This is a genomic window from Paenibacillus sp. FSL R7-0204, from assembly GCF_038002225.1.
In the GTDB taxonomy this organism is placed as follows: domain Bacteria; phylum Bacillota; class Bacilli; order Paenibacillales; family Paenibacillaceae; genus Paenibacillus_AQ.
This window is the reverse complement of record NZ_JBBOCA010000001.1, coordinates 1053158-1077656: the sequence shown is the minus strand read 5'-3', so window position 1 is coordinate 1077656 and position 24499 is coordinate 1053158. Positions and strand designations below refer to the sequence as shown.

General features: G+C 51.9%; 24 protein-coding genes, 14 tRNA genes and 4 rRNA genes. 4 read left to right on the top strand and 38 right to left on the bottom strand.

Going from position 1 to position 24499, the window contains the following annotated elements:
- Nucleotides 1-6 precede the first annotated feature (6 nt).
- From MKX42_RS04980 to MKX42_RS04905, 16 genes are all read right to left on the bottom strand, one after another.
- Entirely contained in the window at nucleotides 7-618 is a 612-nt protein-coding gene (locus MKX42_RS04980) for a YmfQ family protein (protein WP_340751549.1), read from the bottom strand.
- Between the two features lie 2 nt (nucleotides 619-620).
- Nucleotides 621-956, bottom strand: coding sequence for a hyaluronate lyase N-terminal domain-containing protein (locus MKX42_RS04975; protein ID WP_340751548.1), 336 nt, complete (start codon nucleotides 954-956; stop codon nucleotides 621-623).
- Nucleotides 957-968: 12 nt separating this feature from the next.
- On the bottom strand, nucleotides 969-1991 hold the full coding sequence (locus MKX42_RS04970) for a DUF2793 domain-containing protein (RefSeq protein ID WP_340751547.1): 1023 nt from the start codon (nucleotides 1989-1991) through the stop codon (nucleotides 969-971).
- A 1-nt stretch (nucleotide 1992) separates the two neighbouring features.
- Entirely contained in the window at nucleotides 1993-2406 is a 414-nt protein-coding gene (locus MKX42_RS04965; protein WP_340751546.1) for a phosphoglucomutase, read from the bottom strand.
- A gap of 2 nt (nucleotides 2407-2408) precedes the next feature.
- Complete coding sequence (locus MKX42_RS04960) at nucleotides 2409-3467, bottom strand: baseplate J/gp47 family protein (protein WP_340751545.1); 1059 nt, start codon at nucleotides 3465-3467, stop codon at nucleotides 2409-2411.
- Nucleotides 3460-3888 carry a DUF2634 domain-containing protein gene (locus MKX42_RS04955; protein ID WP_340751544.1) on the bottom strand — a complete coding sequence of 143 codons (429 nt, stop codon included), beginning with the start codon at nucleotides 3886-3888 and terminating at the stop codon, nucleotides 3460-3462. Before MKX42_RS04955 ends, MKX42_RS04960 begins: the two co-directional genes overlap by 8 nt.
- Nucleotides 3885-4178, bottom strand: coding sequence for a DUF2577 domain-containing protein (locus tag MKX42_RS04950; protein ID WP_036696221.1), 294 nt, complete (start codon nucleotides 4176-4178; stop codon nucleotides 3885-3887). Before MKX42_RS04950 ends, MKX42_RS04955 begins: the two co-directional genes overlap by 4 nt.
- 5 nt (nucleotides 4179-4183) lie before the next feature.
- The gene (locus tag MKX42_RS04945) at nucleotides 4184-5146 is read right to left on the bottom strand and encodes an XkdQ/YqbQ family protein (protein ID WP_340751543.1); all 963 of its coding nucleotides are present in this window, start codon (nucleotides 5144-5146) and stop codon (nucleotides 4184-4186) included.
- Between the two features lie 12 nt (nucleotides 5147-5158).
- Nucleotides 5159-5905: a LysM peptidoglycan-binding domain-containing protein gene (locus tag MKX42_RS04940; RefSeq protein WP_340751542.1), complete on the bottom strand. Its 747-nt coding sequence runs from the start codon at nucleotides 5903-5905 to the stop codon at nucleotides 5159-5161.
- Between the two features lies 1 nt (nucleotide 5906).
- Nucleotides 5907-7739: a hypothetical protein gene (locus MKX42_RS04935; RefSeq protein WP_340751541.1), complete on the bottom strand. Its 1833-nt coding sequence runs from the start codon at nucleotides 7737-7739 to the stop codon at nucleotides 5907-5909.
- Nucleotides 7740-7931: 192 nt separating this feature from the next.
- Nucleotides 7932-8354, bottom strand: coding sequence for a phage tail assembly chaperone (locus MKX42_RS04930; protein WP_036696211.1), 423 nt, complete (start codon nucleotides 8352-8354; stop codon nucleotides 7932-7934).
- 169 nt (nucleotides 8355-8523) lie between these two features.
- A complete protein-coding gene (locus MKX42_RS04925; RefSeq protein ID WP_340751540.1) occupies nucleotides 8524-8994 on the bottom strand; it encodes a phage tail tube protein in 471 nt (156 codons plus the stop codon).
- A gap of 1 nt (nucleotide 8995) precedes the next feature.
- On the bottom strand, nucleotides 8996-10318 hold the full coding sequence (locus MKX42_RS04920) for a phage tail sheath family protein (RefSeq protein ID WP_340751539.1): 1323 nt from the start codon (nucleotides 10316-10318) through the stop codon (nucleotides 8996-8998).
- Nucleotides 10318-10524 carry a hypothetical protein gene (locus MKX42_RS04915; protein ID WP_340751538.1) on the bottom strand — a complete coding sequence of 69 codons (207 nt, stop codon included), beginning with the start codon at nucleotides 10522-10524 and terminating at the stop codon, nucleotides 10318-10320. Before MKX42_RS04915 ends, MKX42_RS04920 begins: the two co-directional genes overlap by 1 nt.
- Nucleotides 10521-10943: a phage tail terminator family protein gene (locus MKX42_RS04910; RefSeq protein WP_340751537.1), complete on the bottom strand. Its 423-nt coding sequence runs from the start codon at nucleotides 10941-10943 to the stop codon at nucleotides 10521-10523. The genes MKX42_RS04915 and MKX42_RS04910 overlap by 4 nt, the downstream gene beginning before the upstream one ends.
- A 384-nt stretch (nucleotides 10944-11327) precedes the next feature.
- Complete coding sequence (locus tag MKX42_RS04905) at nucleotides 11328-11828, bottom strand: ArpU family phage packaging/lysis transcriptional regulator (RefSeq protein WP_445669362.1); 501 nt, start codon at nucleotides 11826-11828, stop codon at nucleotides 11328-11330.
- 301 nt (nucleotides 11829-12129) lie between these two features.
- On the opposite strand from MKX42_RS04905, the gene MKX42_RS04900 reads away from it, so the two are divergent.
- Nucleotides 12130-12570 (top strand): helix-turn-helix domain-containing protein, encoded by a 441-nt coding sequence (locus tag MKX42_RS04900; RefSeq protein ID WP_340751536.1) that lies wholly within the window; start codon nucleotides 12130-12132, stop codon nucleotides 12568-12570.
- A gap of 45 nt (nucleotides 12571-12615) precedes the next feature.
- Nucleotides 12616-13029 (top strand): ImmA/IrrE family metallo-endopeptidase, encoded by a 414-nt coding sequence (locus tag MKX42_RS04895; RefSeq protein ID WP_340751535.1) that lies wholly within the window; start codon nucleotides 12616-12618, stop codon nucleotides 13027-13029.
- Between the two features lie 79 nt (nucleotides 13030-13108).
- Here the strand turns inward: MKX42_RS04895 and MKX42_RS04890 are convergent.
- From MKX42_RS04890 to MKX42_RS04795, 20 genes are all read right to left on the bottom strand, one after another.
- Nucleotides 13109-13182 (bottom strand) — tRNA-Pro (locus tag MKX42_RS04890).
- 17 nt (nucleotides 13183-13199) lie between these two features.
- Nucleotides 13200-13273 (bottom strand) — tRNA-Gly (locus MKX42_RS04885).
- 17 nt (nucleotides 13274-13290) lie between these two features.
- Nucleotides 13291-13364, bottom strand: a tRNA-Pro gene (locus MKX42_RS04880).
- A gap of 29 nt (nucleotides 13365-13393) precedes the next feature.
- Nucleotides 13394-13470, bottom strand: a tRNA-Arg gene (locus MKX42_RS04875).
- Nucleotides 13471-13479: 9 nt separating this feature from the next.
- Nucleotides 13480-13554, bottom strand: a tRNA-Gly gene (locus MKX42_RS04870).
- 7 nt (nucleotides 13555-13561) lie between these two features.
- Nucleotides 13562-13645: transfer RNA gene (locus MKX42_RS04865), tRNA-Leu, on the bottom strand.
- Nucleotides 13646-13660: 15 nt separating this feature from the next.
- Nucleotides 13661-13733: transfer RNA gene (locus tag MKX42_RS04860), tRNA-Lys, on the bottom strand.
- A 5-nt stretch (nucleotides 13734-13738) separates the two neighbouring features.
- Nucleotides 13739-13812: transfer RNA gene (locus MKX42_RS04855), tRNA-Gln, on the bottom strand.
- Between the two features lie 53 nt (nucleotides 13813-13865).
- Nucleotides 13866-13941, bottom strand: a tRNA-Val gene (locus MKX42_RS04850).
- Nucleotides 13942-14079: 138 nt separating this feature from the next.
- A tRNA-Glu gene (locus MKX42_RS04845) sits at nucleotides 14080-14154 on the bottom strand.
- A gap of 12 nt (nucleotides 14155-14166) precedes the next feature.
- Nucleotides 14167-14242, bottom strand: a tRNA-Thr gene (locus MKX42_RS04840).
- Nucleotide 14243: 1 nt separating this feature from the next.
- A tRNA-Asn gene (locus MKX42_RS04835) sits at nucleotides 14244-14319 on the bottom strand.
- Between the two features lie 9 nt (nucleotides 14320-14328).
- Nucleotides 14329-14445, bottom strand: a 5S ribosomal RNA gene (rrf, locus tag MKX42_RS04830).
- A 78-nt stretch (nucleotides 14446-14523) separates the two neighbouring features.
- Nucleotides 14524-17449: ribosomal RNA gene (locus tag MKX42_RS04825) — 23S ribosomal RNA — on the bottom strand.
- A gap of 173 nt (nucleotides 17450-17622) precedes the next feature.
- A tRNA-Ala gene (locus tag MKX42_RS04820) sits at nucleotides 17623-17698 on the bottom strand.
- 96 nt (nucleotides 17699-17794) lie between these two features.
- Nucleotides 17795-17871 (bottom strand) — tRNA-Ile (locus tag MKX42_RS04815).
- A 47-nt stretch (nucleotides 17872-17918) separates the two neighbouring features.
- Nucleotides 17919-18035 (bottom strand): 5S ribosomal RNA (gene rrf, locus MKX42_RS04810).
- A 124-nt stretch (nucleotides 18036-18159) separates the two neighbouring features.
- Nucleotides 18160-19720 (bottom strand): 16S ribosomal RNA (locus MKX42_RS04805).
- Together the 16S, 23S and 5S rRNA genes with 14 tRNA genes alongside form the textbook arrangement of a ribosomal RNA operon.
- Nucleotides 19721-20068: 348 nt before the next feature.
- Nucleotides 20069-20299: a hypothetical protein gene (locus MKX42_RS04800; RefSeq protein WP_036692450.1), complete on the bottom strand. Its 231-nt coding sequence runs from the start codon at nucleotides 20297-20299 to the stop codon at nucleotides 20069-20071.
- Nucleotides 20300-20536: 237 nt separating this feature from the next.
- Nucleotides 20537-21148, bottom strand: a complete 612-nt coding sequence (locus MKX42_RS04795; protein WP_340751534.1) for a stage II sporulation protein M — start codon at nucleotides 21146-21148, stop codon at nucleotides 20537-20539.
- A 133-nt stretch (nucleotides 21149-21281) separates the two neighbouring features.
- On the opposite strand from MKX42_RS04795, the gene pdaB reads away from it, so the two are divergent.
- Nucleotides 21282-22085, top strand: coding sequence for a polysaccharide deacetylase family sporulation protein PdaB (pdaB, locus tag MKX42_RS04790; RefSeq protein ID WP_340751533.1), 804 nt, complete (start codon nucleotides 21282-21284; stop codon nucleotides 22083-22085).
- A gap of 20 nt (nucleotides 22086-22105) precedes the next feature.
- Here the strand turns inward: pdaB and MKX42_RS04785 are convergent, their stop codons facing one another.
- On the bottom strand, nucleotides 22106-22927 hold the full coding sequence (locus MKX42_RS04785; protein ID WP_340751532.1) for a PPK2 family polyphosphate kinase: 822 nt from the start codon (nucleotides 22925-22927) through the stop codon (nucleotides 22106-22108).
- 134 nt (nucleotides 22928-23061) lie between these two features.
- The gene (locus tag MKX42_RS04780; protein ID WP_340757617.1) at nucleotides 23062-23652 is read right to left on the bottom strand and encodes a KinB-signaling pathway activation protein; all 591 of its coding nucleotides are present in this window, start codon (nucleotides 23650-23652) and stop codon (nucleotides 23062-23064) included.
- Between the two features lie 127 nt (nucleotides 23653-23779).
- Here MKX42_RS04780 and gerD point away from each other — a divergent pair, with 127 nt between their 5' ends.
- Nucleotides 23780-24490 carry a spore germination lipoprotein GerD gene (gerD, locus tag MKX42_RS04775; RefSeq protein WP_340751531.1) on the top strand — a complete coding sequence of 237 codons (711 nt, stop codon included), beginning with the start codon at nucleotides 23780-23782 and terminating at the stop codon, nucleotides 24488-24490.
- Nucleotides 24491-24499: the final 9 nt, after the last annotated feature.

The following is a 24499-nucleotide window of genomic DNA, read 5'->3' as shown; positions in this document are numbered from 1 at the left end:
ACACTCCTATTCATATACTCTTAGTTCGTTCCAGGTCTTGCTGTGCGCACCGTTCCAGGTGAGGGACTTCAAGGAATCCCACCAGGTGTAGCTGTACACGAAGCTATAGTCCAGATGTGCCGGCTTAATCTCTTCCATGATCTGAATCAGCCCTGCCATATTGGCCGGGATACCCAGTGTGCCGACGAATCGGACCTCGAAGCTATACGCTCCGGGCACCTCCACGACCTCCACATCTCCCCCGGAAAAAGCGGACGCCGTCCGCCGGATCATCTCCGGTGTCGTCGTGCCGCTGCCCCGCAGCTTGGCCTTGATCATCTCCCGCCGGGTGGCGTAGGACTTGTTCGGATCTGAGGCCAGTCCCAGCATCCGCTCCCAGCGGGCCAGCCCCCACGTCGCCGACTCCAGCGTCTTCTGATCGTCACTGTCGGCCATGGCGTAAGCCGCTTCACCGCAGGCTCTACCTGCGCTGGCCTGCACAGCCTTCATCTCAGGCACGCCCTGATAATAATCGGGCAGGTATTTCATCAGATTGGGAGCGGTAATCTCCGGCCCCTCTCCTGTCACACCATCTGCCGAATACGCCACAAGGCCATAGATACTGTCTCCATAAGCCACAGCTACACCCCCTTCAGCTGATTCCAGGTCAGCGGGCCTTTGGGCAGATAATCATGGGTATGTGCAGCCGGAGCGAATACAGCAGGCTTGCCGTCTACACCTGACCAGGGAACTGTATCCGCAGCCTGGGCATAATCGACCTTGCCGTTGTTATTCGTGTCGTAGATGCTTTTCAGCATATCGCCTGTGCTTTGGCCTGCCGCCAGCAGCATATTGCTGCTGCCGCTGCCGATGAACAACTTGCCGCTATCTGTGCAGTAGCCCAGCTCGCCTGCGGCAAGCGTACCCAGCGCACTCTCCAGGCCGCGGCGGATTTGAATCAATGTCTTCCGTGCCATGGTCACCGCCTCCTAGAATGTTCCGCCATCGATAGTGCTTACTGTGAGCTGGTTGCCATTGGCGGAATCGTAGACGATACTCGATCCGTCAATGTTGACCTCGATGCCAGTCGAGTTTACCAGAATTCCCTTACCCGGCTTGGCCGCAACACTGGTTGAGCCGACAATGATCCCATTGCCTGCCCCGACGGTCAGCGTGACACTATCCGCCTGCCCGCCGCCGGTAAGACCATTCCCAGCCGTGATCGTCTGTAGCGCGCCGCCCGTCCGCACCCAGGCGCTCCCGTTCCAGCTGTAGATTTTCTGCTCATCGTCCACGTAGGCTGTCCAGCCGACAGCCGGAACATAATAAGCCCAGCTACCTGCGGCATATTCTGCAATCTGATTGGTTTTACCCGCCCAGACACCGGTAGCACCGGAAGGAATAATATACCGGTCAGCTTCCACGGGACTTCCTGGCGGAGCCGTCAGGTGCTGATCCTTCACCGAAGCCTGCGGCTCAATATTATGCTTGGCCAGCTCGATTTCGTTTTTGATTTTTTGTGCGGACCACAGATCTGTAATCGTCGAACCGCCATCGTTGATCATCCTATGCTTCGCGGCATCGTTAAGATGCGTTGCAATTTCTGCAGCGCTCTTCGAATTCGTGCCGTCCGACACTTTATTGGGGTGTCCTGCTGTAACATCCGCCCTGAGTACCTTGGCATATGTCGAGCCGTCAGCGATATCGTCCACCGTACCGCTCACATCTGTTAATTTCTGCGCATTAACCCGCCGCCAGGCGGTCCCGTCATCGAAATACAAATACCCGTTGTTACTCCCGCTGCTCACAAGGTACAGACGCCCCGCCGAGGCTGCCGCAGGACGCGAAGCTTCAGGACCGGACAAGGCCCGGCCCACCATGGAGTTAGATGAACCGTCTCCGATATAGACCTCCTTCGTATCTGTACAGAAGCCCATTTCGCCCGCCTTCAGCATCCCGTAAGTGGACAGCTCGGCCCGGGTACCGCGTTTGACCTGAATGGTCTGTGCCATATTACACCTCTCTTCTAAAAGATCCGCCGTCAATCAGACCGGCCTGTTTATACCGCTCCAGTTCACGCTGCGTAGCCATAAGCCCGCCCTGTAACTGGTTCACATCATCCGCTTCCACAGTGTCTCCCGGTGTCTCGTAAGTCACATAGACTTCAGGCACATCCGCATAGATGTTAATGAGCCGCCGCCAAGGAGCCTCGTCCGGGAAAGAGACCGAGTAATTCCGCACCTCTGTCCCGCTGAAGCGGGAGCCTGTGTACACGGCCAGCGTCAGATTATTAATATTGTCGTGGGCCAGCAGTCCGCTGAATACACCATTATTAAGCCGAAGCTTCTCCTCAACAACATGACTGCCGCCGTTTGCCTTTTTGTTCAGCTTATCTTGAAAGACATCGATTTGCTCCGGATATCCCATGCCTACACCTCCAGTACGACATTGCCGAACAGCGGCACTTCTGTCTCCAGCAGAGGGATATTTGCCGTTCCGCCGTTCAGCTTAAGTAAGCTATAGTCCACTACGCCCTCCGTATTCAGCAGCAATGCGCCAATGACCGATTGACTGATATAGGTAGCGGCAAAAGCCTTCTCCTTACGATACTTCTCCAGGAGCGCCGTAAAAGCTTGAATAATCGGCTGCAACGCATAGCCGGCTGCCAGCGTAACCTTAGCTGAGACATCAACCACCTTGCCAGTGGCCGATTCCACGGTCACCACCGCTCCCACCGGAGCCTGGCCCTCGCCAAGACCCGGTGCAGGATCAATGAACTGCTGCACCTGGGAGACCAGCAGCGGGGAGGCGGGCTGATGCTCCGCGTTCACAATGACCACCTTGACCGTCTTCGGTCCGGCCCACAGCGGGAAGACTCGCGCTCCCCCTACGCCCTGAATCTGCTGCGCCCACTCCATATAATGATATTTATTGCCGCTCGTTGCAGGCCGCCGGGCCGAATCGAAGTACCGCTGCCGCAGCGCTTCATCCGTCTCCGCATCCGTGCCGGGAACCAGCAGGCCCGTAACCTCCCCCCGCGCAAGTCCAGGGATATAATCAATCGGCAGCAGCGCGCCAGAATACTGATTCCCCTCAGCCCCGGCCGTCTCGCTCTCCAGGCGGTACGTCCCGGGAGCCAGCTTCTCCGCCGCAACATAATGAAGCAGTCCCAGGGAGAAACGGCTGCCCAGCGGAATGTCCAGAGGCTGTTCGCCGCTGGTATAGAACCTCGCGCCAAGCTGCGCTTTGCCTGCCGGATGACGCTTCAGTCCCGTCCAGGCAATGGTTCGTTCCAGATATTCGCCGTCCGCCGTATCCGGGAAGAACAGATTATTGCTGACCTCAAGCTCCAGATACATCTGGGCCATTTCAGCCGCCGCCGGCGCAAGCGCATCATAGATAATACTTCCCTCGCGCTTATCCAGCCCCTCTGGCACACGATCCAACATGCGTTCCAGCAGAGCCTCGTACGTCTGATCCTCATACACTGGCCATCCCCTCCTTTCTAAGCTCCAAATCACCGTATACTGTGACAGCCGTACAGCTGAAGCTAACCGTATCTCCTTCAAAAAGAATCTCCACATCCTCAAGCGCCTGAATCCGCTCATCCTGCAGCAGCGCATCGCTGATCAGGCGGCGCAGCTCCGGCCGGGCCAGCAGCCTGTCCTGGCCCAGCACCTGCTTCCACTCCGTTCCGTAGTCCGCGCTATAGATCAGGTGTTCATAACGGCTGGTCTGCAGCACCTTGATTGCTGCCTGCTTCACCGCTTCCAGCCCGTCTACCCGCCCGCCGATCCGCCCGCGCTCCCAGTCCATCCGGTAGGTCAGGCTCGGGGCATTCCCCGGAGCGGTCACATTCCCTTCCAGCGCTCCCGTCACCGGACCGGATCTGCCTATTGCCGGAATCATAGGTCCACCAGCCGATCGAGGACAATATAACTCTGTCCGCCTTGCATCCGCACGAGCAGCACGCGGTCTCCTGCTTCAAGTCCACGCCGCAGCAGGATCTCCCGGCCTTCGATCACAGCCTTGCTCTCCATCACGGATTCCACCACAACCAGTGCGGCTCCCGTCAGCAGCAGCCGCTGCTCCACCTGAATCTGCAGCGGTTGTGCCAGAACCACCGTCCCATAAGAAAAAGCCACCGGATTCGTATTCGATACGGCCCCGAGGCTTGCCTGTTTAATAATATCGAGCATGTTGTCTACACCACCTTAATGTCTAGGGACATCGTATGCTCCCCTCCGGAAATTTTATGGCTGCATTGATCCACCAGGAACAGCTGCGTCTGGAATTCATCCAGCAGCACATAGATGAAGTTCCCCGCCCTCACCCGTATATCGCCAATAGCCTGCACGGAGAGACTGACCTTCTCACGGTTATGCTGCTTGAGCAGATTGCCTGCCTTTTCCTGAATCTGCGCAGCATTGGCATTATCGTCCGCCTTCTGGTAGAGATGCAGGATACCCCAGCGCTTTACATTTTCTTTATCTGTGACCGGATAGAACTCGCGTTTGCCGGTCTTTTCGTTGTCCTGGTAGAGCAGAATCGTATTGTACGTATTATCGTCGATGCTTCTTTTCAGCGAATAATCATACAGGTAATGACCTGCCCCCAGAATCACCTTCAGCAGCATGGACTGCGGACTGCGCAGCGTCAGCTTGCCAAAATCATCATAGAAGGCCATCAGCTTCCCCTTATACTGCAGCTCACTCCCGACCGCCCCCATAATAATATCGAGCAGCTTCTTGCCGTCTTCGATCAGCGAGGGGATCTTGTACTCAGCCGGTTCCAGTAATCCAAGCCGCAAGCCGCGGTCTTTGGCAATGGTGCTGATGACCTCAGCCGCAGTAACGTCCTGAAGCACATAACTGCCATTGCCCAGCAGATAGCGGATCTGATCGTAGGCCGTCAGCTTGATCTCCTGATTCGCACCCGTGTCGATGCTGAAGACGAAGCCGTAGAATACATCGACCCCATCTCTGCGGAACTGCACAATATCCCCGTTGCTGATCGCGAACTTCTTATGCTGATACATACCGCTGTCCACCAGCGTAAGCTCAAGCGTCGCAGGCTTGCCGGTCCGGGTTGTTTTCCACGTGATATCCGTCACGATTCCGGCAATATTCCAGATGGCGCCTTCCTTATTAATTACGATTAATTCCATCGCCACGGCCTCCTAAGACAGCTTGATCACTCGGCCAATTTTGAGCTTCTTCAGTTCGCTGTCCGAGATATGGTTAAGCTTTTGCAGCGTTTTGGATTTACTGCCGTCACCGAGCAGCTTTTGGGCCACCGACCAGAGCGTATCCCCGGCTTTGAGCGTATAGGTAGCGGGTGCTGCCTTCTCGCTTGCCCGTTTCTGCTGCTTCTTCACTTCACCGGTGCTGCCCACCTTCACAGCTAGAGCCTGATAGAACACATACTTTTTGAGTCCAAGTGTATAATCGATATCCCCCGAGGACCCCGCACTCAGCTTCCAGGAGAAGTTCTCAATACTGACCGCCATATTAATGCCAATATCCCCGGTAAAAGCCTGCTGCGCCTGTGCCCTGGCCTGCTTCAGCCAGTCTGGGGTCTGCGTATTCTGCACGTTCGCCGATTTCAGCCCTGAGAAAACAAACCGGACCGGCCTGCGGCTGAGCATCCATTTGCGGATCAGCTCTACATACTCATAGGGCTTCAGCAGCTTGCCGGCATTCTCACCGGAATACACCACGAACGGATAATACTGTGCCGGGAACATACTCTCAATCGTAATCTCCGTCAGCTTCGGATAAGCAATCGCATTGATTTCGCCAAAATCCACAATCGTATAGCTTTTGCTGTCGCCAATCTCCTTGATCTCCAGCGTCTCGGGGTTCACCGGAAGCCGGATCACCTCTTCATAATTATTGAAGCTAAGATAGAATCCATACTCCTCCATGTTACGTGTACACCCCCTGCGCCGTAGAGACGAACTCCTCTTTCAGCTTTTGCCCAATCTTCGTGATAATGGAGTCAATATCCCCAGAATTATTAATATTTCCGGTTGTTACCTGCACTGTTGGCGTCAGCTCGACAAAATTCTGAATCGCCTGAATCTCCGCCAGCTCCCGCAGCATATCCAGATCATCGCTGGAGACATCGACCTTTTCTCTGATTTTGCCTACCTCGCCCACCTTGCCGATATTATTCATGTTCGTGGCAGCGGTCTGGGCAGTATTTGGAGAAGTATCCTCCTTTTGCTTTGTCGGACCCAGCTTTTCATTTAATTTATTTTTGAGATTATTTGCTTTGGTCGTGTATTCCTCCACACTCTTGGAGGCATCTACGAATTCCTTCTTCGGAGTATTGTATACATCCTTAGTCGATTTAGGTTCTACCAGTGTCCCTTGAACGTTCTTGATCATATCACTGAAGACATGCGGGTTCTCCGTCTCCAGGAAGTTAGGCTTGAAATCAGCCAAGAATTCAAAGCCTGGAACTTTGCTTAACCACCCTGCCAGCGTTTGAACTCCTTTAAGCACGAAGTTTATACCCTCAGCTATGGCTTTGACGAACCCGCCTGCAAAGCTTTCAACACCTAATGCCATTTGATACATGAAGCCCAGGAAGTTCGTAGCCAGGTCATAAAATAGCTTTTGCACCGCATATGTCGGATCAATAAACAAGTTACGGAAGAAGTCTGCAAAGGAGACGAAGTTATTGTACAGACCGATTACAAAATTCTCTATGGTTGCCCTCAGCCAGCCAAATGCTCCCCCGATAAAAGCCACTACCGCGTCTACGGATACTCCCGCTTGCTGCAAAATGTAAATAAGCAATGCTACAGCAGCAACTATTAAAAGGATTGGCCACATGCCTACAAGCCACGCGGCAGCAAGACTATACAACTGCACAATCATCGCCGCTATGAAGACAATAGCAATGGCCGCAAGGATCGGACCTACAACATCCCAGTTCTCCTGAAATGCTGTGAACATATACATGATGCCGTCCACCACTTCGCTAATCACCGTAGCAATGACCAAGAAGCCATTCGCGATCAGATTTAGAGCCGTAGTCATTCCTTCAGACTGAAACGCATTGTTCAAGGTATCCAGAATCGGACGCAGCGCAACGATCGCTTTTTGCCCCATCAATTCAACTGCGTTATCCATGTTGCCCTGCAGCTTGCCCCATTTCGCCTTATCTTCGTCAGAAGCATTGGCTACTACTGCCTTGGTGCCCAGTTCTTTGACCTTATCAAATACGCTCCCAAGGTCCAGTGCTCCTAAGGAATCCTTTGCTTTAGAGAGAAATCCGGGCTCCGCTGCCTTTTTCTCCTTCTCAGCCTTTTCTTTTTCCTTGTCTTCCGCCTTTTCCTTCTTCTTGTCCAAAATATACCCTACTGCTTTTTCACCCACGTATGTGATTAACTCAAACCCGCTGACATCCAGCGCCTTCATTATTTTTTGGACTTTACCCATGAACCCGTTTTTGGCATCACGGACCTCGCCGTCATCTGGACCGTTATCATCTGCCCCTCCAGCAGAGCGGCGGGATCGTGACGAAGCACCTTCCTCCGACAGTCGTCTGGCCGCATCCTGAGACTGCATGAACCCTTCCATGAAAGACTTGTTCTTCTCTTCATACACCCGCTCCAGGATCTGCTGCAGACCACTAAGCGAGTGGCTGGCCCGATTAAAATTCTGGTTCAGCCTGTCCCACTGTGAGTTTACATTTTGCCAGACGGTTAGTGCAGTTACGGGAACCAGCGCTGTACTTGTAATTTCCATTCTTTCACCCCCTTCATCGCTTCTTCCCCTTGCTCCGCGCGCGCTCCCGCTTTTCCTTGTCAACGCGTACAGAGATCATGGCATAGATCGCCGCGCGTTCGCGGACGGAGAGCTTCATCAGCTCATGCGGGAGAATATGCAGCTCATGGAGGGCGTAGTAGGCCAGATTAGCCTCACCATCGCCCTCGTTAATTAGTTTTTTACGTCATCTACCAGCTCATTCATGTCTGTGGCGAAGCCATTCAGGGCCTGTACCCGTTCTCCAAGCGCAGCGAATTCTCCGGGCAGCAGCATTTTGCGCAGCAGCGATTCGGCGCCCATCACCCCGTAGGAGCGTTGAAGCTCTGTATTCTTCAGATCCGGATGCACAATGCTTGCTGTCATCAGCTTCGCCATATATTCATTGGGATCAATGTCCGTAGTGTAGGTGCCGTTCTTTCCTTTGACCTTACGGGTAGCCGCCTTGCGGCATTCCTGGTTCTCTTCCTCATTCATACTGCGCAGCTTCCAGACGGCAGGGTTACCTTCCTTGTCCTTGAACCGCAGCGAGACCGCGAATTCCTCTGTGGTATCACAAGCCGCATTTTGCGCAAAAAACAAACTTAATTCACTCATGTTGTTCCTCCCGGATTCTTATTGTGTTAGGGCAGCGAAGAGGCCCGCCGCAGAATACCGCCGCACAGCGCAGCAATGGTTTCAATGATCCTCCAGATACTTTGCGGGAGCCCCCGAACCTATTCAGTCATATACTCTTTATACAACCTGCGGATAGCCCGCTTATGCTTTATTGGCCGGAATTCGCCGGAGCCGCGAAAGGCTGCACCAATTCCACATCCTCGAAGGTAAAAGCAACCTCTTCCTCCAGCGCATCCGACTCCGTATCCAGCGAAGCCATAATGACACTGTCCAGGTTGACATCCTTCAGCATGATGCGCTGGGCGCCCACGGTTGAGGACGGATCTTCATTGGTCACGTTAATGCTGAAGTATTGGTCAATCCCTGTCTTCATGTACTCCAGCATCATCTGGCGGAAACGGCTCGTCATATAAAAAATTGTCATCGTACCGCTGCCCGACCAGCCGGTCGCCTTATGCTGCACCCCTCGGCGTCCCAGCGTCTTCACTTCCGCCTTCTGCTTCTCAACAGTGGCTTCCAGGGTTTTGACATAGAACATCTCTTCCGTCTGTCCGTTAATCATGGCATACGCCCGGCCCTCCTGGCCGGACAGCGTATCACTGGCTCTCAAGAATGTCATCTCAGACCACCTTCACTTTCATATATACTTTTTCTACGGAATCTACCGGCTTCACAGCTACCTCCAGCACCACGCTGTCACTGTCCGCTCCGGGAGTCACCACAATGTCGCTTTGCGCATTGAAGTTCTCAATCGCCCCGAGGTTCTGCAGATCATTCATATAAGTGACGCACTGCGACCAGAAGAGCGCGCGCCCGTCCTCATTATTAGGCAATTTGCCAATAAAGTAGCTCTCGAAAATCCGCTTCAAATCACCAGCGATCCCATCCAGCACGCGCAGCACGCGGTTCTTGGAGAAGGCCTTGCCTTTGTCTGTGGAGAAGGAAGTGAACGTGTTAATGTCCTGCTCCACTACTGCACGGCCTCCGCTATAGGTGAACAGCAGCTCTCCGTCTGTAAGTGCTTCTACGGTCTCGGAATGGCTGAAACGCACATCCGCATCTACAGCATCGTCATAGGCCTGATAAGTCAGGGATTCGTTCACCGCAGCAGCGGCAGTAGCACCTGCAACCCAAGCCACGGCATGCGCTTTATCCACTACCGTTCCATCACTCAAAATGACGCCGTTCGCCACACTGATAATGCCTTCATGATCAGCCGTAGCGTAATCGGACAAGACCGCCTGCACCTTTTTGCCTTCCGTATTACGCAGACGCTTCACATAGGCACTATACAGTGACTTCAGCGTGTTATCCTGCGATACCAGACCTACCGTCTGGAAATCCTGAACCCCCAGCGCCGACAAGAACGCACTATGCTCCGCATTCGTGACCGTACCATTCGCCCCGCCTGCCAGCGGCAGTCCAGCGGTCACCGTCAGCGCGCCAGAATCATTCGGTTTAAATTCCACATAAGCATTCGCAGCCAGACCGGCAGCAGCACTTACCGTCTGCTTGTCCACCTCACTACCATCAAGCAGCGTCCGGACATCGAACTTAGTAGCGTCATCGATATTTTTCTCGATCACTACCTTAAGCGCATTCCCGCGTTCCCCGCCATACAGCGCAGTCGCCTGAACTCCGTTATTGGTCACAGCAGCCTTCACGCCCTGATTCAGACGGTAGAGCAGCAGAGTGCCCGCCCGCTTCAGTACCTCTCTCACCGGCAGCAGCTCTGCAGCCGTCAGATCGTAGCCCAGCTTGTGCTGGAAATCATCCTGAGCCGTAAGCTTCAGAATGACGCCCGCAGGCCCCCAAGGCAGTGCAAGCGCCAAAGCAGCCGTACCGCGTTCCCCCATTTTACCTGCCACAATGCTGTTCGAGGCCACATTTACGTATACCCCCGGACGCACCTTGTTTTGTGTTGTCCATGTTCCTCCAGCCATTAGATAACCTCCTTATTTAGATACAGCTCCATTAAATGCTTAGCCTCTTCCAAGGTATAGCTCCCGTCCTCTTGCAGAACTACCTCCAGTACATCCTTTTCCCGCGGCGCAAACAGAGCGGAGTTCATCATCTGCTTCTTTCCAAAAGCATCCGGCCCCCCGCTGGCTCGTTCCCGCTCAATTGCCGTCATTTCCTTAGAACTCATTTCAGCCGCGTCCCTTCTGTGAAGTGTCCCATCAGCTCTGCCTCTTCCTCCGGCTGCTTCTGCTTCTGGAGATAGAGCATATAGTCCACGGTGAACAGCGCCCCCCGTCCCTCTGCTCCGGCCACCCAGGATTGGCGCACCACCCGATAAGCGGGATTAACACTTTCTCTTGTGTCCAGCGCCTCACAGAGCCCGTCAGCCATAGCCTCTGCGTCCAGCAGACTTCCTTGCTCATAGCGGATACCGAAGCGGTAGATCGCCATGTATCTGCCTTCACGCTGCCTATCGTAGGTTGCCGAGAGCAGTTCCAGCCTGAAGTAGGCTGACTGCGGCTTATCCCCTTCCACATAGACAGGAATATCCGGGAAAAACTGCACCAGCGCAGCAGTGATATTTCCCCTTAGCTGTTGTACCGTCATGATTTCATTCCTCTCATGATTAGATGTAGTAACCCCTCCTGCCTTTCTTGAAGTCACCCGCGGATTCGATTGGAAGAATAGGACCGTCTTGTACCCGGCAATGACCGAAGGAGCTTTCACCGCGCTTATCTGCCAGCCTGCTTAGGCTTCGATGATGTGGAGCATTCATGCTCCTGCGGTGTCCTTCTGCTTCATTTGCCATGTTATAATCATAGCCCCCCTGAGACCTTGCGCAGGCGCTATTACAGAGGAGTTAACGATAACTTCCGGTGGTAAAAGGGATGGTAAAAGGCGGACCCGCTCTTCTTCCCCGTTCAACAAAAAAGCCGCATCACCCCAGCGGGCAATACGGCCATCTCAATTACATATGGTAGCTGCAAGTTGTCAAAAGGATTTCGGCGCCTTAGATCCATTCCCTCCAGACGGGGTCTTCATGAGCGTAGCCAGAGACAACAGCTGCAGATCGGCGAGCGCCAGCGCCATCTTATAGAACGCCTTCGATCTTATTTTCACATAAGTATCCTTGCTCACCGGAGGATCGAACACATGATTATAGATAGTGTAGTCATAGCTCTCCTCTCTGCGCATGTACCTCTCACGCACCAGTTGTTGTTCCCTCTGGGTAAGCCGCTCTACAACTGAATCGATTAGAGCACAGTATGCGCGTCTTGCAGCAGGCACATCTACATTATGCGTGGCAATGGCTGCTGTCTGATCGGTAACCGTATGGGTAGCGCCATGGAACCGTTCCGTATAGGAATAAGTAATCCCAGCCTCTCTAGCCTCGAACGTTACAGATTTGAAAATCCGGTACTTCTCCAGCATATTCTCTATAGTGACCTGAGTCCGGCGGCGGTCAAGCTCAGGCAGCGAAGATAGAATCATCATCATTTATACCACTCCTTAGATGTTATACAGATTTAAGAACTTTGTTGCGGACCTTTCCGGCCAAATGTGTTAAAATTCTACTTGTTCGCATAGTGTTCGCTTTTTTTGATAATATACCACTTAACTCCCAATTCAGTAAAATCTCATTTAAGCCCGTTTTGGAGCATAAACAAGCTATATTCATGCCTATTCTTACCTTTTGGCAATAATAGACTCTTTATTGTTTACCTATTGGCATAAATAGCTTATAGTTAGTACAACAGCTTTTTAGGTGATTAGGGATAAGGAGTGGTTATCGATGGCAGAGGAATTCGGATACTATCTGAGACAGCTTCGGGAAGGAAAGGGACTGACCATTAATCAGCTGGCAGCGCTTGCCGGTATCAGTGGAGCCCAAATTTCACGGATCGAGAATGGATTACGGGGTGTCCCCAAGCCAGCTACACTGCGTAAGATTGCTGAAGCGACCGATGTGTCTTACGAGGAACTGATGGGACATGCCGGTTATTTAACCGAGACTGGAAGCAGTACAGAGGGCGCTGTCCCTGCCTGGGCCACCAGCAAGGATAAGCGGGACTTCCGCCAAATGCTGGAGGATGACGGTGAGCTGATGTTTGACGGGATTCCCCTGAACAAGGAAGATAAACAGCGGATCAAGGACGTATTAACCGGCCTGTTCTGGGAGGCGAAGCAGATGAACAAGCGGACCAAGCCCAAGCACCATCCAGGTAAAGAGTAAGTACCAGGCAATCCAACTACTATTAACATGCTGCGGGTGAAGAATATGGATGAGCTAATCAAGCGTTTGGTCAAAAAATACAATACCAGCAGCCCTTTCGAACTGGCTGAAGCACTCGGGATTCACATCCGGTTTATGCATCTGGGTGACGGCACCAAGGGCCTCTACTACCGTAAGCTAAGAAGACGGTTCATCGTCATTCATAACCAGCTGCCGCTGGAGTGGCAACGGTTCGTATGCGCCCATGAACTCGCGCATGACCGTTTGCACAAAGGGGTCAACCGTTTCTTTCTGGAGGAGAATTCTTACTTCTCTCCAGGCAAGCTGGAGCGGCAGGCTAACCTATTTGCAGTTAAGCTGCTATCAATCGGCACTGCCATCGAGCAGGATGAATCCCTACAGAGCTATTATGCAAGGATCGGCATCCCGGCTGAGGTTGTCTTTTTTTTAGACGATTAAAGGAACATACGTTCCTTTAATAACGCAACAAAAAACTCTTACCGCAGTAAGAGTTCATTGCCAGCCATAAGCTGTTCGATCGGGATGACACGATTTGAACATGCGACCCCCTGGTCCCAAACCAGGTGCTCTACCAAGCTGAGCTACATCCCGAAACTATTAGATTATTATGGAGCGGGTGATGGGAATCGAACCCACGCTATCAGCTTGGAAGGCTGAAGTTCTACCATTGAACTACACCCGCACAGGTGAAATGAAATATCGGGATGACACGATTTGAACATGCGACCCCCTGGTCCCAAACCAGGTGCTCTACCAAGCTGAGCTACATCCCGTTAATACAAGTTACTATTCGAAAGAATAGTGGCGCGCCCTGAGAGATTCGAACTCCCGGCCTTTTGATTCGTAGTCAAACGCTCTATCCAGCTGAGCTAAGGGCGCAAAAAATATTGGAGCGGACGACGGGAATCGAACCCGCGACCCTCGCCTTGGCAAGGCGATGCTCTACCGCTGAGCCACGTCCGCAAATAATTGGTGCGCGTGAAGGGACTTGAACCCCCACGTCTTACGACGCCAGATCCTAAGTCTGGTGCGTCTGCCATTCCGCCACACGCGCATGAATCAATAAAAGTGAGCCATGAAGGACTCGAACCTTCGACACCCTGATTAAAAGTCAGGTGCTCTACCAACTGAGCTAATGGCTCATATTTGGCAGGGGATATAGGATTCGAACCTATGATGACGGAGTCAGAGTCCGTTGCCTTACCACTTGGCGAATCCCCTACAATAGATACCTATATAATGCCCACAATCTCCCTCAAATATCAAGAACATTATGGTGGAGGCTGAGGGGTTCGAACCCCCGACCCTCTGCTTGTAAGGCAGATGCTCTCCCAGCTGAGCTAAGCCTCCATAGGTATGGTGACTAATAAGGGTACTAATTAATAATGGTGACCCGTATGGGATACTCTTCACTCCATTACGAGATTGCGAAGTATTCCTTACGATGTTTATGCTTCAACGAACCCTGGGAATTCTCATCCCATAAAATGGTGACCCGTATGGGATTCGAACCCATGTTACCTCCGTGAAAGGGAGGTGTCTTAACCCCTTGACCAACGGGCCTTAGTAAATTTGTGGAGCTCTCAACCGGATTCGAACCGGTGACCTCTTCCTTACCATGGAAGCACTCTACCTGCTGAGCTATGAGAGCATGGCTCCCCGAACAGGACTCGAACCTGTGACAACTCGATTAACAGTCGAGTGCTCTACCAACTGAGCTATCAGGGAATATTGTCCGCTTGGCAACGTCCTACTCTCCCAGGACCCTTCGGTCCAAGTACCATCGGCGCTGGAGGGCTTAACGGTCGTGTTCGGGATGGGTACGTGTGGAACCCCTCCGCTATCGCCACCAAACGGGCATTTACAGCGTAAATGCTTCAGGAATTTAATTCCTGAAAACTGAATCCGAAACGAATCTGCGTTGTTAGAAATTTGGATAAGCCCTCGACCGATTAGTATTGGTCAGCTCCATGCATTGCTGCACTTCCACCTCCAACCTATCTACCTCGTCGTCTTCAAGGGGTCTTACATACTGGGAAATCTCATCTTGAGGGGGGCTTCACGCTTAGATGCTTTCAGCGCTTATCCCGTCCGTACGTAGCTACTCAGCCATGCTCCTGGCGGAACAACTGATGCACCAGCGGTACGTCCATCCCGGTCCTCTCGTACTAAGGACAGCTCCTCTCAAATTTCCTGCGCCCACGACAGATAGGGACCGAACTGTCTCACGACGTTCTGAACCCAGCTCGCGTACCGCTTTAATGGGCGAACAGCCCAACCCTTGGGACCTACTTCAGCCCCAGGATGCGATGAGCCGACATCGAGGTGCCAAACCTCCCCGTCGATGTGGACTCTTGGGGGAGATAAGCCTGTTATCCCCAGGGTAGCTTTTATCCGTTGAGCGATGGCCCTTCCATGCGGTACCACCGGATCACTAAGTCCGACTTTCGTCCCTGCTCGACTTGTAGGTCTCGCAGTCAAGCTCCCTTATGCCTTTGCACTCTGCGAATGATTTCCAACCATTCTGAGGGAACCTTTGAACGCCTCCGTTACTCTTTAGGAGGCGACCGCCCCAGTCAAACTGCCCGCCTGACACGGTCCCCGTACCCGATGAGGGCACTAGGTTAGAACCTAGATACGATCAGGGTGGTATCCCAACGGCGCCTCCGCAGAAGCTTGCGCTCCTGCCTCCACGGCTCCCACCTATCCTGTACAGATCGTACCCAAATTCAATATCAAGCTGCAGTAAAGCTCCATGGGGTCTTTCCGTCTTGTCGCGGGTAACCTGCATCTTCACAGGTATTAAAATTTCACCGGATCTCTCGTTGAGACAGCGCCCAAGTCGTTACGCCATTCGTGCGGGTCAGAATTTACCTGACAAGGAATTTCGCTACCTTAGGACCGTTATAGTTACGGCCGCCGTTTACTGGGGCTTCGGTTCACAGCTTCGGATTGCTCCTAACCGCTCCCCTTAACCTTCCAGCACCGGGCAGGCGTCAGCCCGTATACTTCGCCTTGCGGCTTCGCACAGACCTGTGTTTTTGCTAAACAGTCGCTTGGGCCTTTTCACTGCGGCCCCCTCGGGCTATTCACCCTACCGAGGCACCCCTTCTCCCGAAGTTACGGGGTCATTTTGCCGAGTTCCTTAACGAGAGTTCTTCCGCGCGCCTTAGAATTCTCTTCTCGCCTACCTGTGTCGGTTTGCGGTACGGGCACCTTCTCCTGACTAGAGGCTTTTCTTGGCAGTGTGAGATCATGACCTTCGCTACTATAATTTTCGCTCCCCATTACAGCCCAGCCTTACGATGTGCGGATTTGCCTACACACCAGCCTCACTGCTTAGACGGACATCCATCAGTCCGCGTCACTACCCTCCTGCGTCACCCCATCGCTCATAGCGGATTACGGTGGTACAGTAATTTCAAACTGTTGTCCTTCGACTACGCCTTTCGGCCTCGCCTTAGGTCCCGACTTACCCTGAGCGGACGAGCCTTCCTCAGGAAACCTTGGGCTTTCGGCGGATCAGATTCTCACTGATCTTTTCGTTACTCATACCGGCATTCTCACTTGTATACTCTCCAGCGCTCCTTACGGTACACCTTCAACGTATATACAACGCTCCCCTACCCCAGATGCAACGCATCTAGCCATAGCTTCGGTGGTGTGTTTAGCCCCGTTACATTTTCGGCGCAGAGTCACTCGACCAGTGAGCTATTACGCACTCTTTCAATGGTGGCTGCTTCTAAGCCAACATCCTGGTTGTCTGTGCAACTCCACATCCTTTCCCACTTAACACACACTTGGGGACCTTAGCTGATGGTCTGGGCTGTTTCCCTTTTGACAATGGATCTTAGCACTCACTGTCTGACTCCCGGCAAGAAGTTAATGGCATTCGGAGTTTGACTGAGCTTGGTAACCCTTGCGGGCCCCGCACCCAATCAGTGCTCTACCTCCACCACTCCATTCACCGAGGCTAGCCCTAAAGCTATTTCGGGGAGAACCAGCTATCTCCGAGTTCGATTGGAATTTCTCCGCTACCCCCACCTCATCCCCGCATTTTTCAACATGCGTGGGTTCGGGCCTCCAGTGCGTGTTACCGCACCTTCACCCTGGACAGGGGTAGATCACACGGTTTCGGGTCTACGTCCACATACTTAGTCGCCCTATTCAGACTCGCTTTCGCTGCGGCTCCGGCTTCTCACCTTAACCTTGCATGTTAAACGTAACTCGCCGGTTCATTCTACAAAAGGCACGCCATCACCCATAAAGAGGGCTCTGACTTTTTGTAAGCACACGGTTTCAGGTTCTATTTCACTCCCCTTCCGGGGTGCTTTTCACCTTTCCCTCACGGTACTGTTTCACTATCGGTCGCCAGGTAGTATTTAGCCTTAGCAGATGGTCCTGCTGGATTCATACGGGGTTTCACGTGCCCCGCACTACTCGGGATCCGTCTCGGAGAGAACACAGTTTAGGCTACAGGGCTTTTACCTCTATCGCGGGCCTTTCCAGACCTCTTCGCCTACCATATTCCTTTGTAACTCCATGTGAGACGTCCCACAACCCCAAGAGGCAAGCCCCTTGGTTTAGGCTGTTCCGCGTTCGCTCGCCGCTACTGACGGAATCACTATTGTTTTCTCTTCCTCAGGGTACTTAGATGTTTCAGTTCCCCTGGTCTGCCTCTGCGTATCCTATGTATTCAGATACGAGTAACTGCGAATTACCACAGCTGGGTTTCCCCATTCGGACACCCCCGGATCAAAGCTTGCTTACAGCTCCCCGAGGCAGTTTCGTTGTTCGCCACGTCCTTCGTCGGCTCCTGGCGCCTAGGCATCCTCCGTGTGCTCTTAATAGCTTAACCAACGTTCCGGTGTTTTGCTTGTTTGCACAATCAAAAACCTTCACTTAGCATCACTAAAATATTGAAACTTGTTTACACAAGTTCAGCTTAAAGGAATGTTCTAAAACGCAAATTCGTTTCGGTATCCAGTTTTCAAGGATCAAGTTCTTGCATATACTCTTGTAAATAATGATTGGTGGAGCCAAGCGGGATCGAACCGCTGACCTCCTGCTTGCAAGGCAGGCGCTCTCCCAGCTGAGCTATGGCCCCATATAATCACCCCAAAAAGCGAGGTGTAGCTTCGAGGTTAATCCCGATTACTGTCTGGGGACCCCGGTACTTGCTATTCAATTCAAGATTGTTATATGGTGGGCCTTGGTGGACTCGAACCACCGACCTCACCCTTATCAGAGGTGCGCTCTAACCAACTGAGCTAAAAGCCCATATAACAAAACTTACAGTTGTGAAGCAATCAATGAATTGATTGTTCGCTTGGCGGCGTCCTACTCTCCCAGGACCCTTCGGTCCAAGTACCATCGGCGCTGGAGGGCTTAACGGTCGTGTTCGGGATGGGTACGTGTGGAACCCCTCCGCTATCGCCACCAAACGCATACGAAAGAGACTTGCTCTTTCAAAACTGAACACGAGTGAGTGTCCGAACCCGAAGGTTCTATTGTGGAAGCGAAGCTTCCGATTTGAATGTCTTCATTGCAGAAGACGATTCTCCATAGAAAGGAGGTGATCCAGCCGCACCTTCCGATACGGCTACCTTGTTACGACTTCACCCCAATCATCTACCCCACCTTCGGCGGCTGGCTCCCTTGCGGGTTACCCCACCGACTTCGGGTGTTGTAAACTCTCGTGGTGTGACGGGCGGTGTGTACAAGACCCGGGAACGTATTCACCGCGGCATGCTGATCCGCGATTACTAGCAATTCCGACTTCATGCAGGCGAGTTGCAGCCTGCAATCCGAACTGAGACCGGCTTTGCTGGGATTGGCTCCACCTCGCGGCTTCGCTTCCCGTTGTACCGGCCATTGTAGTACGTGTGTAGCCCAGGTCATAAGGGGCATGATGATTTGACGTCATCCCCACCTTCCTCCGGTTTGTCACCGGCAGTCACTCTAGAGTGCCCAGCTTCACCTGCTGGCAACTAAAGTCAAGGGTTGCGCTCGTTGCGGGACTTAACCCAACATCTCACGACACGAGCTGACGACAACCATGCACCACCTGTCTCAACTTTCCCCGAAGGGCACCTGATGCATCTCTGCTTCGTTAGTTGGATGTCAAGACCTGGTAAGGTTCTTCGCGTTGCTTCGAATTAAACCACATACTCCACTGCTTGTGCGGGTCCCCGTCAATTCCTTTGAGTTTCAGTCTTGCGACCGTACTCCCCAGGCGGAGTGCTTACTGTGTTAACTTCGGCACCAAGGGTATCGAAACCCCTAACACCTAGCACTCATCGTTTACGGCGTGGACTACCAGGGTATCTAATCCTGTTTGCTCCCCACGCTTTCGCGCCTCAGCGTCAGTTACAGCCCAGAAAGTCGCCTTCGCCACTGGTGTTCCTCCACATATCTACGCATTTCACCGCTACACGTGGAATTCCACTTTCCTCTTCTGTACTCAAGTCACCCAGTTTCCAGTGCGACCTCAGGTTGAGCCCAAGGTTTAAACACCAGACTTAAATAACCGCCTGCGCGCGCTTTACGCCCAATAATTCCGGACAACGCTTGCCCCCTACGTATTACCGCGGCTGCTGGCACGTAGTTAGCCGGGGCTTTCTTCTCAGGTACCGTCACTCCGGCAGCAGTTACTCTACCGGACGTTCTTCCCTGGCAACAGAGCTTTACGATCCGAAAACCTTCATCACTCACGCGGCATTGCTCCGTCAGGCTTGCGCCCATTGCGGAAGATTCCCTACTGCTGCCTCCCGTAGGAGTCTGGGCCGTGTCTCAGTCCCAGTGTGGCCGTTCACCCTCTCAGGTCGGCTACGCATCGTCGCCTTGGTGGGCCGTTACCCCACCAACTAGCTAATGCGCCGCAGGCCCATCCCCAAGCAGCAGATTGCTCCGCCTTTCATTCTCTCCTCAGGAGAAAAAAGAAATTATCCGGTATTAGCTACCGTTTCCGGTAGTTATCCCAGGCTTGAGGGCAGGTTGCCTACGTGTTACTCACCCGTCCGCCGCTAAATCTGAAAGGAAGCAAGCTTCCTCTCAGACTCCGCTCGACTTGCATGTATTAGGCATGCCGCCAGCGTTCGTCCTGAGCCAGGATCAAACTCTCCAAATTGGTATTTAGAAAGAGCGATTGCTCATTTTGAAACATCTGACGAGAATTGTTACATTCTCTAATTTGGATCTCACCGAAGTGATTTCCCACTCACTCGTTGTTCAGTTTTCAAAGATCAATGCCTCGTTTTAGCTCTTCACCGCATCTCAGCGGCGACCTTCATAATATATCATAGTGTTTCATGGTTTGGCAAGCTTTTTTTTGAAAAAGTTATTTTTCATTATTTCTTGCCCGCGTCTTCTCTTTAAACATTCAAAAGGAGCGCGAGATATAATGTATCATGTCGGCTCCCTTTTCGTCAAGCTATTTCATTCATTTTATTTATTCCGGTTATCAGCCTGCTTCAGCCTAGTGCTTGAACTGAGAAGAACGTCCACCCCATGCATACTTAGACAGCTCTTTCTGTGGAGCAAATCTTGCATACATACGGAAAACTGTTTTATATCGATTGGCAATCGCATGCCTAATGTTCTGATCTAAACGCTGATCACTCATATCCAGTAGCATCTCATCCAGCTCTTTGCGCAAAACATAGTCCAGCTCCTTGCATTCCTTCTCATTGAATAACATTCCGAGCATATGCTTGGCCTCCTTCATGAAATTCATAGTTATCCAAAACCATCAAACGCCGTTTCATCTCAATCAAAAAAGCCATTTGATGTGGGAAGCTCTATTGAAGTGCTTACACTAAATTAACCGGAGTATTGAACCTATAACCATTATCATAAGAAAATTCCATTTATGGACTCTCTTTATTCAACCTGGCAGCAGATCCAATTGTTTCGGCTTTACTGTTATGCACAATTCCCCAAGATTTTATGATAAAAGCCAAAATGTAATTGTGCTCTCGATGATTGCTGCCACAAATAACAGAATCACAATCCAGACCGAAGCGGTGAAGGTCTGCCGCATAAAGGCCTGCCAATTCATTGCCCCTTCCCCGCTCCGCCTCATCGATCCAAAGAGTGCAGAGAGCACCTTACTGCCGAACTTCAGCCCAAAGGCGCAGGCAATGATGATGGCCGGAATCTCAATGATGCCGTGCGGCAGCAGTCCTTTTACAATCAGCGTGAACAGATCCTGTCCCTGTATCGCGGACAAATGAATCAGATAGCCGATAACCGCACCGTTGATGAGCAGGAAGAATGCCGGCAAGAGACCGAATAAGGCACCGAGATAAATGATGACTACGCTTTTGATGCTATTGTTCAGAAAAATGAATACAAAAAAGCTCCACTGCGGATTGGACGACTCTCTGAGGTTCCCGCTAATCTTACTGATTCCCTTTAATTGTTCATTCAGCAGCTGCTGAAGACTTCCTGTACCGATCCACCCCAAGAATCCCCCGGCTATGAATAGAATTGTGGCCATTAGGAGCGCGGTGCGAATTGTCCTTAGATCCTTGATAAATGTATTAAAAGATAACATGCGTACCTCCTGATTTAGATTCTGCCGGATTGCAATTCGTATGGAATGATTCATATCTGAGGTCATAAGCGCCCTGTACGAGCATACATTTAGAACAAACAAGCATTTCGCATGGGAGAGGAGCGCTGACATTATGAATTCTTTTTATGTATTTAGCGGCAAAAAGATCAAACGGTTCCTGTACATTTTTGCTGCTGCGCTTCTTACCGCCGGCGTTGTCTATGTGGAGAGGGGCAATATTACCGTATTCTCTGAAGCTGCCCCTTCTGCCATTTACAGTGTGCCGACGGAAAAGAAGCTGATCGCCTTAACCTTCGATATCAGTTGGGGAGAGAAACGGCCTGAGCCGATTCTGAAGGTGCTGGAAGACAAAAAGGTGGATAAAGCGACTTTCTTCCTGTCCTCACCTTGGAGCAAAACCCATCCTGAGATCGTTACAAGCATCAAAGACGCCGGGTTCGAGATTGGCAGCCACGGTCACAAGCATGTGAACTACAGTACCTTAAGCAATGATGAAATCCGCACGCAGATCAGTACGGCCCATTCAGTATTGACGGAGTTAACCGGTTCTCAGCCCAACCTGATCAGAATGCCTAATGGTGATTTTGACAAAAGAGTCCTGCAGGTGGCGACCGATCTCGGCTATAAAGTCATTCAATGGGACACGGACTCACTGGACTGGAAGAACATAGGTGTGGATAACATCGTTAACCGTGTAACGCGCAAAGCCCATCCCGGAGATATTGTGCTGCTGCATGCCAGCGACTCCTGCAAACAAACGCATGAAGCCCTGCCTCAGATTATTGATAAGCTGCGCAGCCAGGGGTATGAGTTCGTAACCGTCTCCGAGCTAATCAGCCAAAGCAGTGCAAACGGCAAGGAAGTCCGCGATTCCGCCTTGCTGAATAATGGCCTGGAAGACGCTGCAGGAATGTAATTCCCTTACCTGTGTATGCATCAGTGACGCGGTGAGATCAGCTGAGAGATATCAGGCGTCGGTGTATTCAGCTTCGGGTAGCTCAGGTCAAGCCCCTCCAGCGTTTTGACTACAATCTTGAGGGCCAGATAGTTGCGGTACCAGCGGTGATTCGCCGGAATCCAGTACCAAGGAGCTTTATCTATACTGCTCTCCTGAAAAACATCCTCATACGCCTTTTGATAATCGTCCCAGTATTCGCGTTCCTGCAGATCACTGGCATCGAATTTCCAGTGCTTCGCCGGATCTTCAAGCCGCTCCTTAATCTTCTCGAGCTGCTTCTCCTTGGAGATATGCAGAAAGAGCTTAATAACTGTCGTTCCCTCTTCCGCCAGCATCTCCTCGAACTGGCGGATGTAGCGGAACCGCCGCTTGGCATCCTCCTTGCTAAGACTGCCATGCACGCGGGGCACCAGCACATCCTCATAATGCGAACGGTTGAATGCGGCAATATAGCCTTTGGGCGGGGTCTTCATATGGACTCTCCACAGGAAATCGTGTGCTTCCTCCTCCAGTGAGGGCTTCTTGAAGCTGGTTACGATGAACCCTTGCGGATTGATGCCGGAGAAGATGTGTTTGACGGTTCCGTCCTTACCGCTTGAATCCATTCCTTGAAGGATAACCAGCAGCGAATGCTTTTTCTGTGCAAAAAGGATATCCTGCAGTTTGACCAGCCGTTCAATCAGCTTCTCCATTTTGGCTTCGGCTTCTTCTTTGGATTTGAAGTCTCCCCGTTCATTAGGATCGAGGTCCTTCAGGCGTGTTTCACTGGTGTCTTTTATCATATAGCGCTTGATGTTCATATATTCCCTCCTCCACTCTGTTCTTTAAGATTAACCTCTTCATATTCATTCTAACCGCTCCCGTGCAAACAGTGCCAAAACCCCGCCTCCCTGGTTGTATACAGAGGGCGGGGTTTTGAGCATGATTGCTATCGTCAAATTGAAGCCGGCTTCAGTACACGGTGCAGCATCAGAATCTGGAAGGCATTACAGGCGACAAGCGGTACAAGAATAAAGATGGTGGCGCTGTCCACGCCGATCCGCAGCACGCCGATAATCTCCACTATAGTGATGGCTGTCATGAAGAAAAAGGTCGGGACCCAGGCCGACACGTTCGTGCTGCGTATCTTGAGCCAGGATACAATAAGTGCAGTGAACAGAATAGCCACACCTAGCGTCACATCCGTCCGGGCGCTCTGGTCTCCGCCGACAAAGGTGCGCAGGAACATCAGCTCAAACAGTGCCAGCACAGCCAGCACCAGTTGTATGTAGCGCCACGCCTTGCGCGGGAACACCCCGATGCCCGTATAGTTGAGGATCAGATACGCAAAAAATCCGAGCTGGGCGTATACGCTTACAAGCACTCCGTAGCCCAAAAGAATCAGTGAGTACAGGAGAAGATCGGCAGTGCCTTTAAATTGTATACCGCCATTCCCTATCTGCAGAGCAAGTCCAGCAATGACCGCCCCGCCTGCACCGATCAAAAGCGTGGTCCAGAACAAATAAAACCATTTTCTCAAGCTCAGCGCTTTCACCTCCCCGTGTCAGATTTATTTTACCAAGGTTACCGTCAAAAAACCATTCCGCTTCAACATAAATGTTCCCTCGCGCGGCATACTACAAGCAGTAATTCTATAAAGGAGGGCAGCGCCAATGAAATGGAGGGCTATCTGGTCTGGAGGCTTGGCACTTGGCTTGATGATCACTTTGACGGCCTGCGGGGGCGAACAGAGCAGTTCTTCTTCGGGGCAAGGCGGATATAAGGAAATGAAGACGATGGTTGTCGATATATTGAAAAGCGATGAAGGGAAAAAGGCTGTAGAGGAGGCCTTGTCTACTCCAAGCTCAGAGGGGGGCAGCGCCACCAGTGGTTTAAGCATGAAGATGATGCCTATGCAGACAACTGAGCAGATCCGCATCGCTGTTAAAGATACCCTCACTGCGCCGGAGTATCAGAAGGAAATCGAAAAAATCATGACCGATCCGCAGTTTGCCGGAGATTTCGCCAAAGCGATTAACAAAGAGAGCAAGGAACTTCATCTTCAATTAATCAAGGACCCTACTTATCAGAAGTCGGTTGGAGAAATTATGAAGTCGCCCGAAATGACGAAAATGTTCCTCGATCTTACGAAGACACCGGATTACCGCAAGCAGTCCATGACCATTATGCAGGAAGCCATGCAGAACCCGCTATTCCGTATGGAGGTACTTACGCTTCTCAAATCCGTAGTCCAGGATGAATTGCAGCCTAAGGTTGAGAAAAAGGATGGTGGTAAAGGCGAAAGTGGCGGGGAGGACAAGCAGGGCGGTGACAGCCAGAAGCAGGAAGGCGGAGACGATTCCGGTTCCGGTTCAGGTTCTTAATCAAAATAA

Excerpts from the sequence above, each read along its gene's own strand:
- MKX42_RS04975 (WP_340751548.1), bottom strand. The coding sequence starts at position 956 with ATGGCACGGAAGACATTGATTCAAATCCGCCGCGGCCTGGAGAGTGCG.
- MKX42_RS04970 (WP_340751547.1), bottom strand. The coding sequence starts at position 1,991 with ATGGCACAGACCATTCAGGTCAAACGCGGTACCCGGGCCGAGCTGTCC.
- MKX42_RS04965 (WP_340751546.1), bottom strand. The coding sequence starts at position 2,406 with ATGGGATATCCGGAGCAAATCGATGTCTTTCAAGATAAGCTGAACAAA.
- MKX42_RS04955 (WP_340751544.1), bottom strand. The coding sequence starts at position 3,888 with ATGATTCCGGCAATAGGCAGATCCGGTCCGGTGACGGGAGCGCTGGAA.
- MKX42_RS04950 (WP_036696221.1), bottom strand. The coding sequence starts at position 4,178 with ATGCTCGATATTATTAAACAGGCAAGCCTCGGGGCCGTATCGAATACG.
- MKX42_RS04945 (WP_340751543.1), bottom strand. The coding sequence starts at position 5,146 with ATGGAATTAATCGTAATTAATAAGGAAGGCGCCATCTGGAATATTGCC.
- MKX42_RS04940 (WP_340751542.1), bottom strand. The coding sequence starts at position 5,905 with ATGGAGGAGTATGGATTCTATCTTAGCTTCAATAATTATGAAGAGGTG.
- MKX42_RS04935 (WP_340751541.1), bottom strand. The coding sequence starts at position 7,739 with ATGGAAATTACAAGTACAGCGCTGGTTCCCGTAACTGCACTAACCGTC.
- MKX42_RS04930 (WP_036696211.1), bottom strand. The coding sequence starts at position 8,354 with ATGAGTGAATTAAGTTTGTTTTTTGCGCAAAATGCGGCTTGTGATACC.
- MKX42_RS04925 (WP_340751540.1), bottom strand. The coding sequence starts at position 8,994 with ATGACATTCTTGAGAGCCAGTGATACGCTGTCCGGCCAGGAGGGCCGG.
- MKX42_RS04920 (WP_340751539.1), bottom strand. The coding sequence starts at position 10,318 with ATGGCTGGAGGAACATGGACAACACAAAACAAGGTGCGTCCGGGGGTA.
- MKX42_RS04915 (WP_340751538.1), bottom strand. The coding sequence starts at position 10,524 with ATGAGTTCTAAGGAAATGACGGCAATTGAGCGGGAACGAGCCAGCGGG.
- MKX42_RS04910 (WP_340751537.1), bottom strand. The coding sequence starts at position 10,943 with ATGACGGTACAACAGCTAAGGGGAAATATCACTGCTGCGCTGGTGCAG.
- MKX42_RS04905 (WP_445669362.1), bottom strand. The coding sequence starts at position 11,828 with ATGATTCTATCTTCGCTGCCTGAGCTTGACCGCCGCCGGACTCAGGTC.
- MKX42_RS04900 (WP_340751536.1), top strand. The coding sequence starts at position 12,130 with ATGGCAGAGGAATTCGGATACTATCTGAGACAGCTTCGGGAAGGAAAG.
- MKX42_RS04895 (WP_340751535.1), top strand. The coding sequence starts at position 12,616 with ATGGATGAGCTAATCAAGCGTTTGGTCAAAAAATACAATACCAGCAGC.
- MKX42_RS04800 (WP_036692450.1), bottom strand. The coding sequence starts at position 20,299 with ATGCTCGGAATGTTATTCAATGAGAAGGAATGCAAGGAGCTGGACTAT.
- MKX42_RS04795 (WP_340751534.1), bottom strand. The coding sequence starts at position 21,148 with ATGTTATCTTTTAATACATTTATCAAGGATCTAAGGACAATTCGCACC.
- pdaB (WP_340751533.1), top strand. The coding sequence starts at position 21,282 with ATGAATTCTTTTTATGTATTTAGCGGCAAAAAGATCAAACGGTTCCTG.
- MKX42_RS04785 (WP_340751532.1), bottom strand. The coding sequence starts at position 22,927 with ATGAACATCAAGCGCTATATGATAAAAGACACCAGTGAAACACGCCTG.
- gerD (WP_340751531.1), top strand. The coding sequence starts at position 23,780 with ATGAAATGGAGGGCTATCTGGTCTGGAGGCTTGGCACTTGGCTTGATG.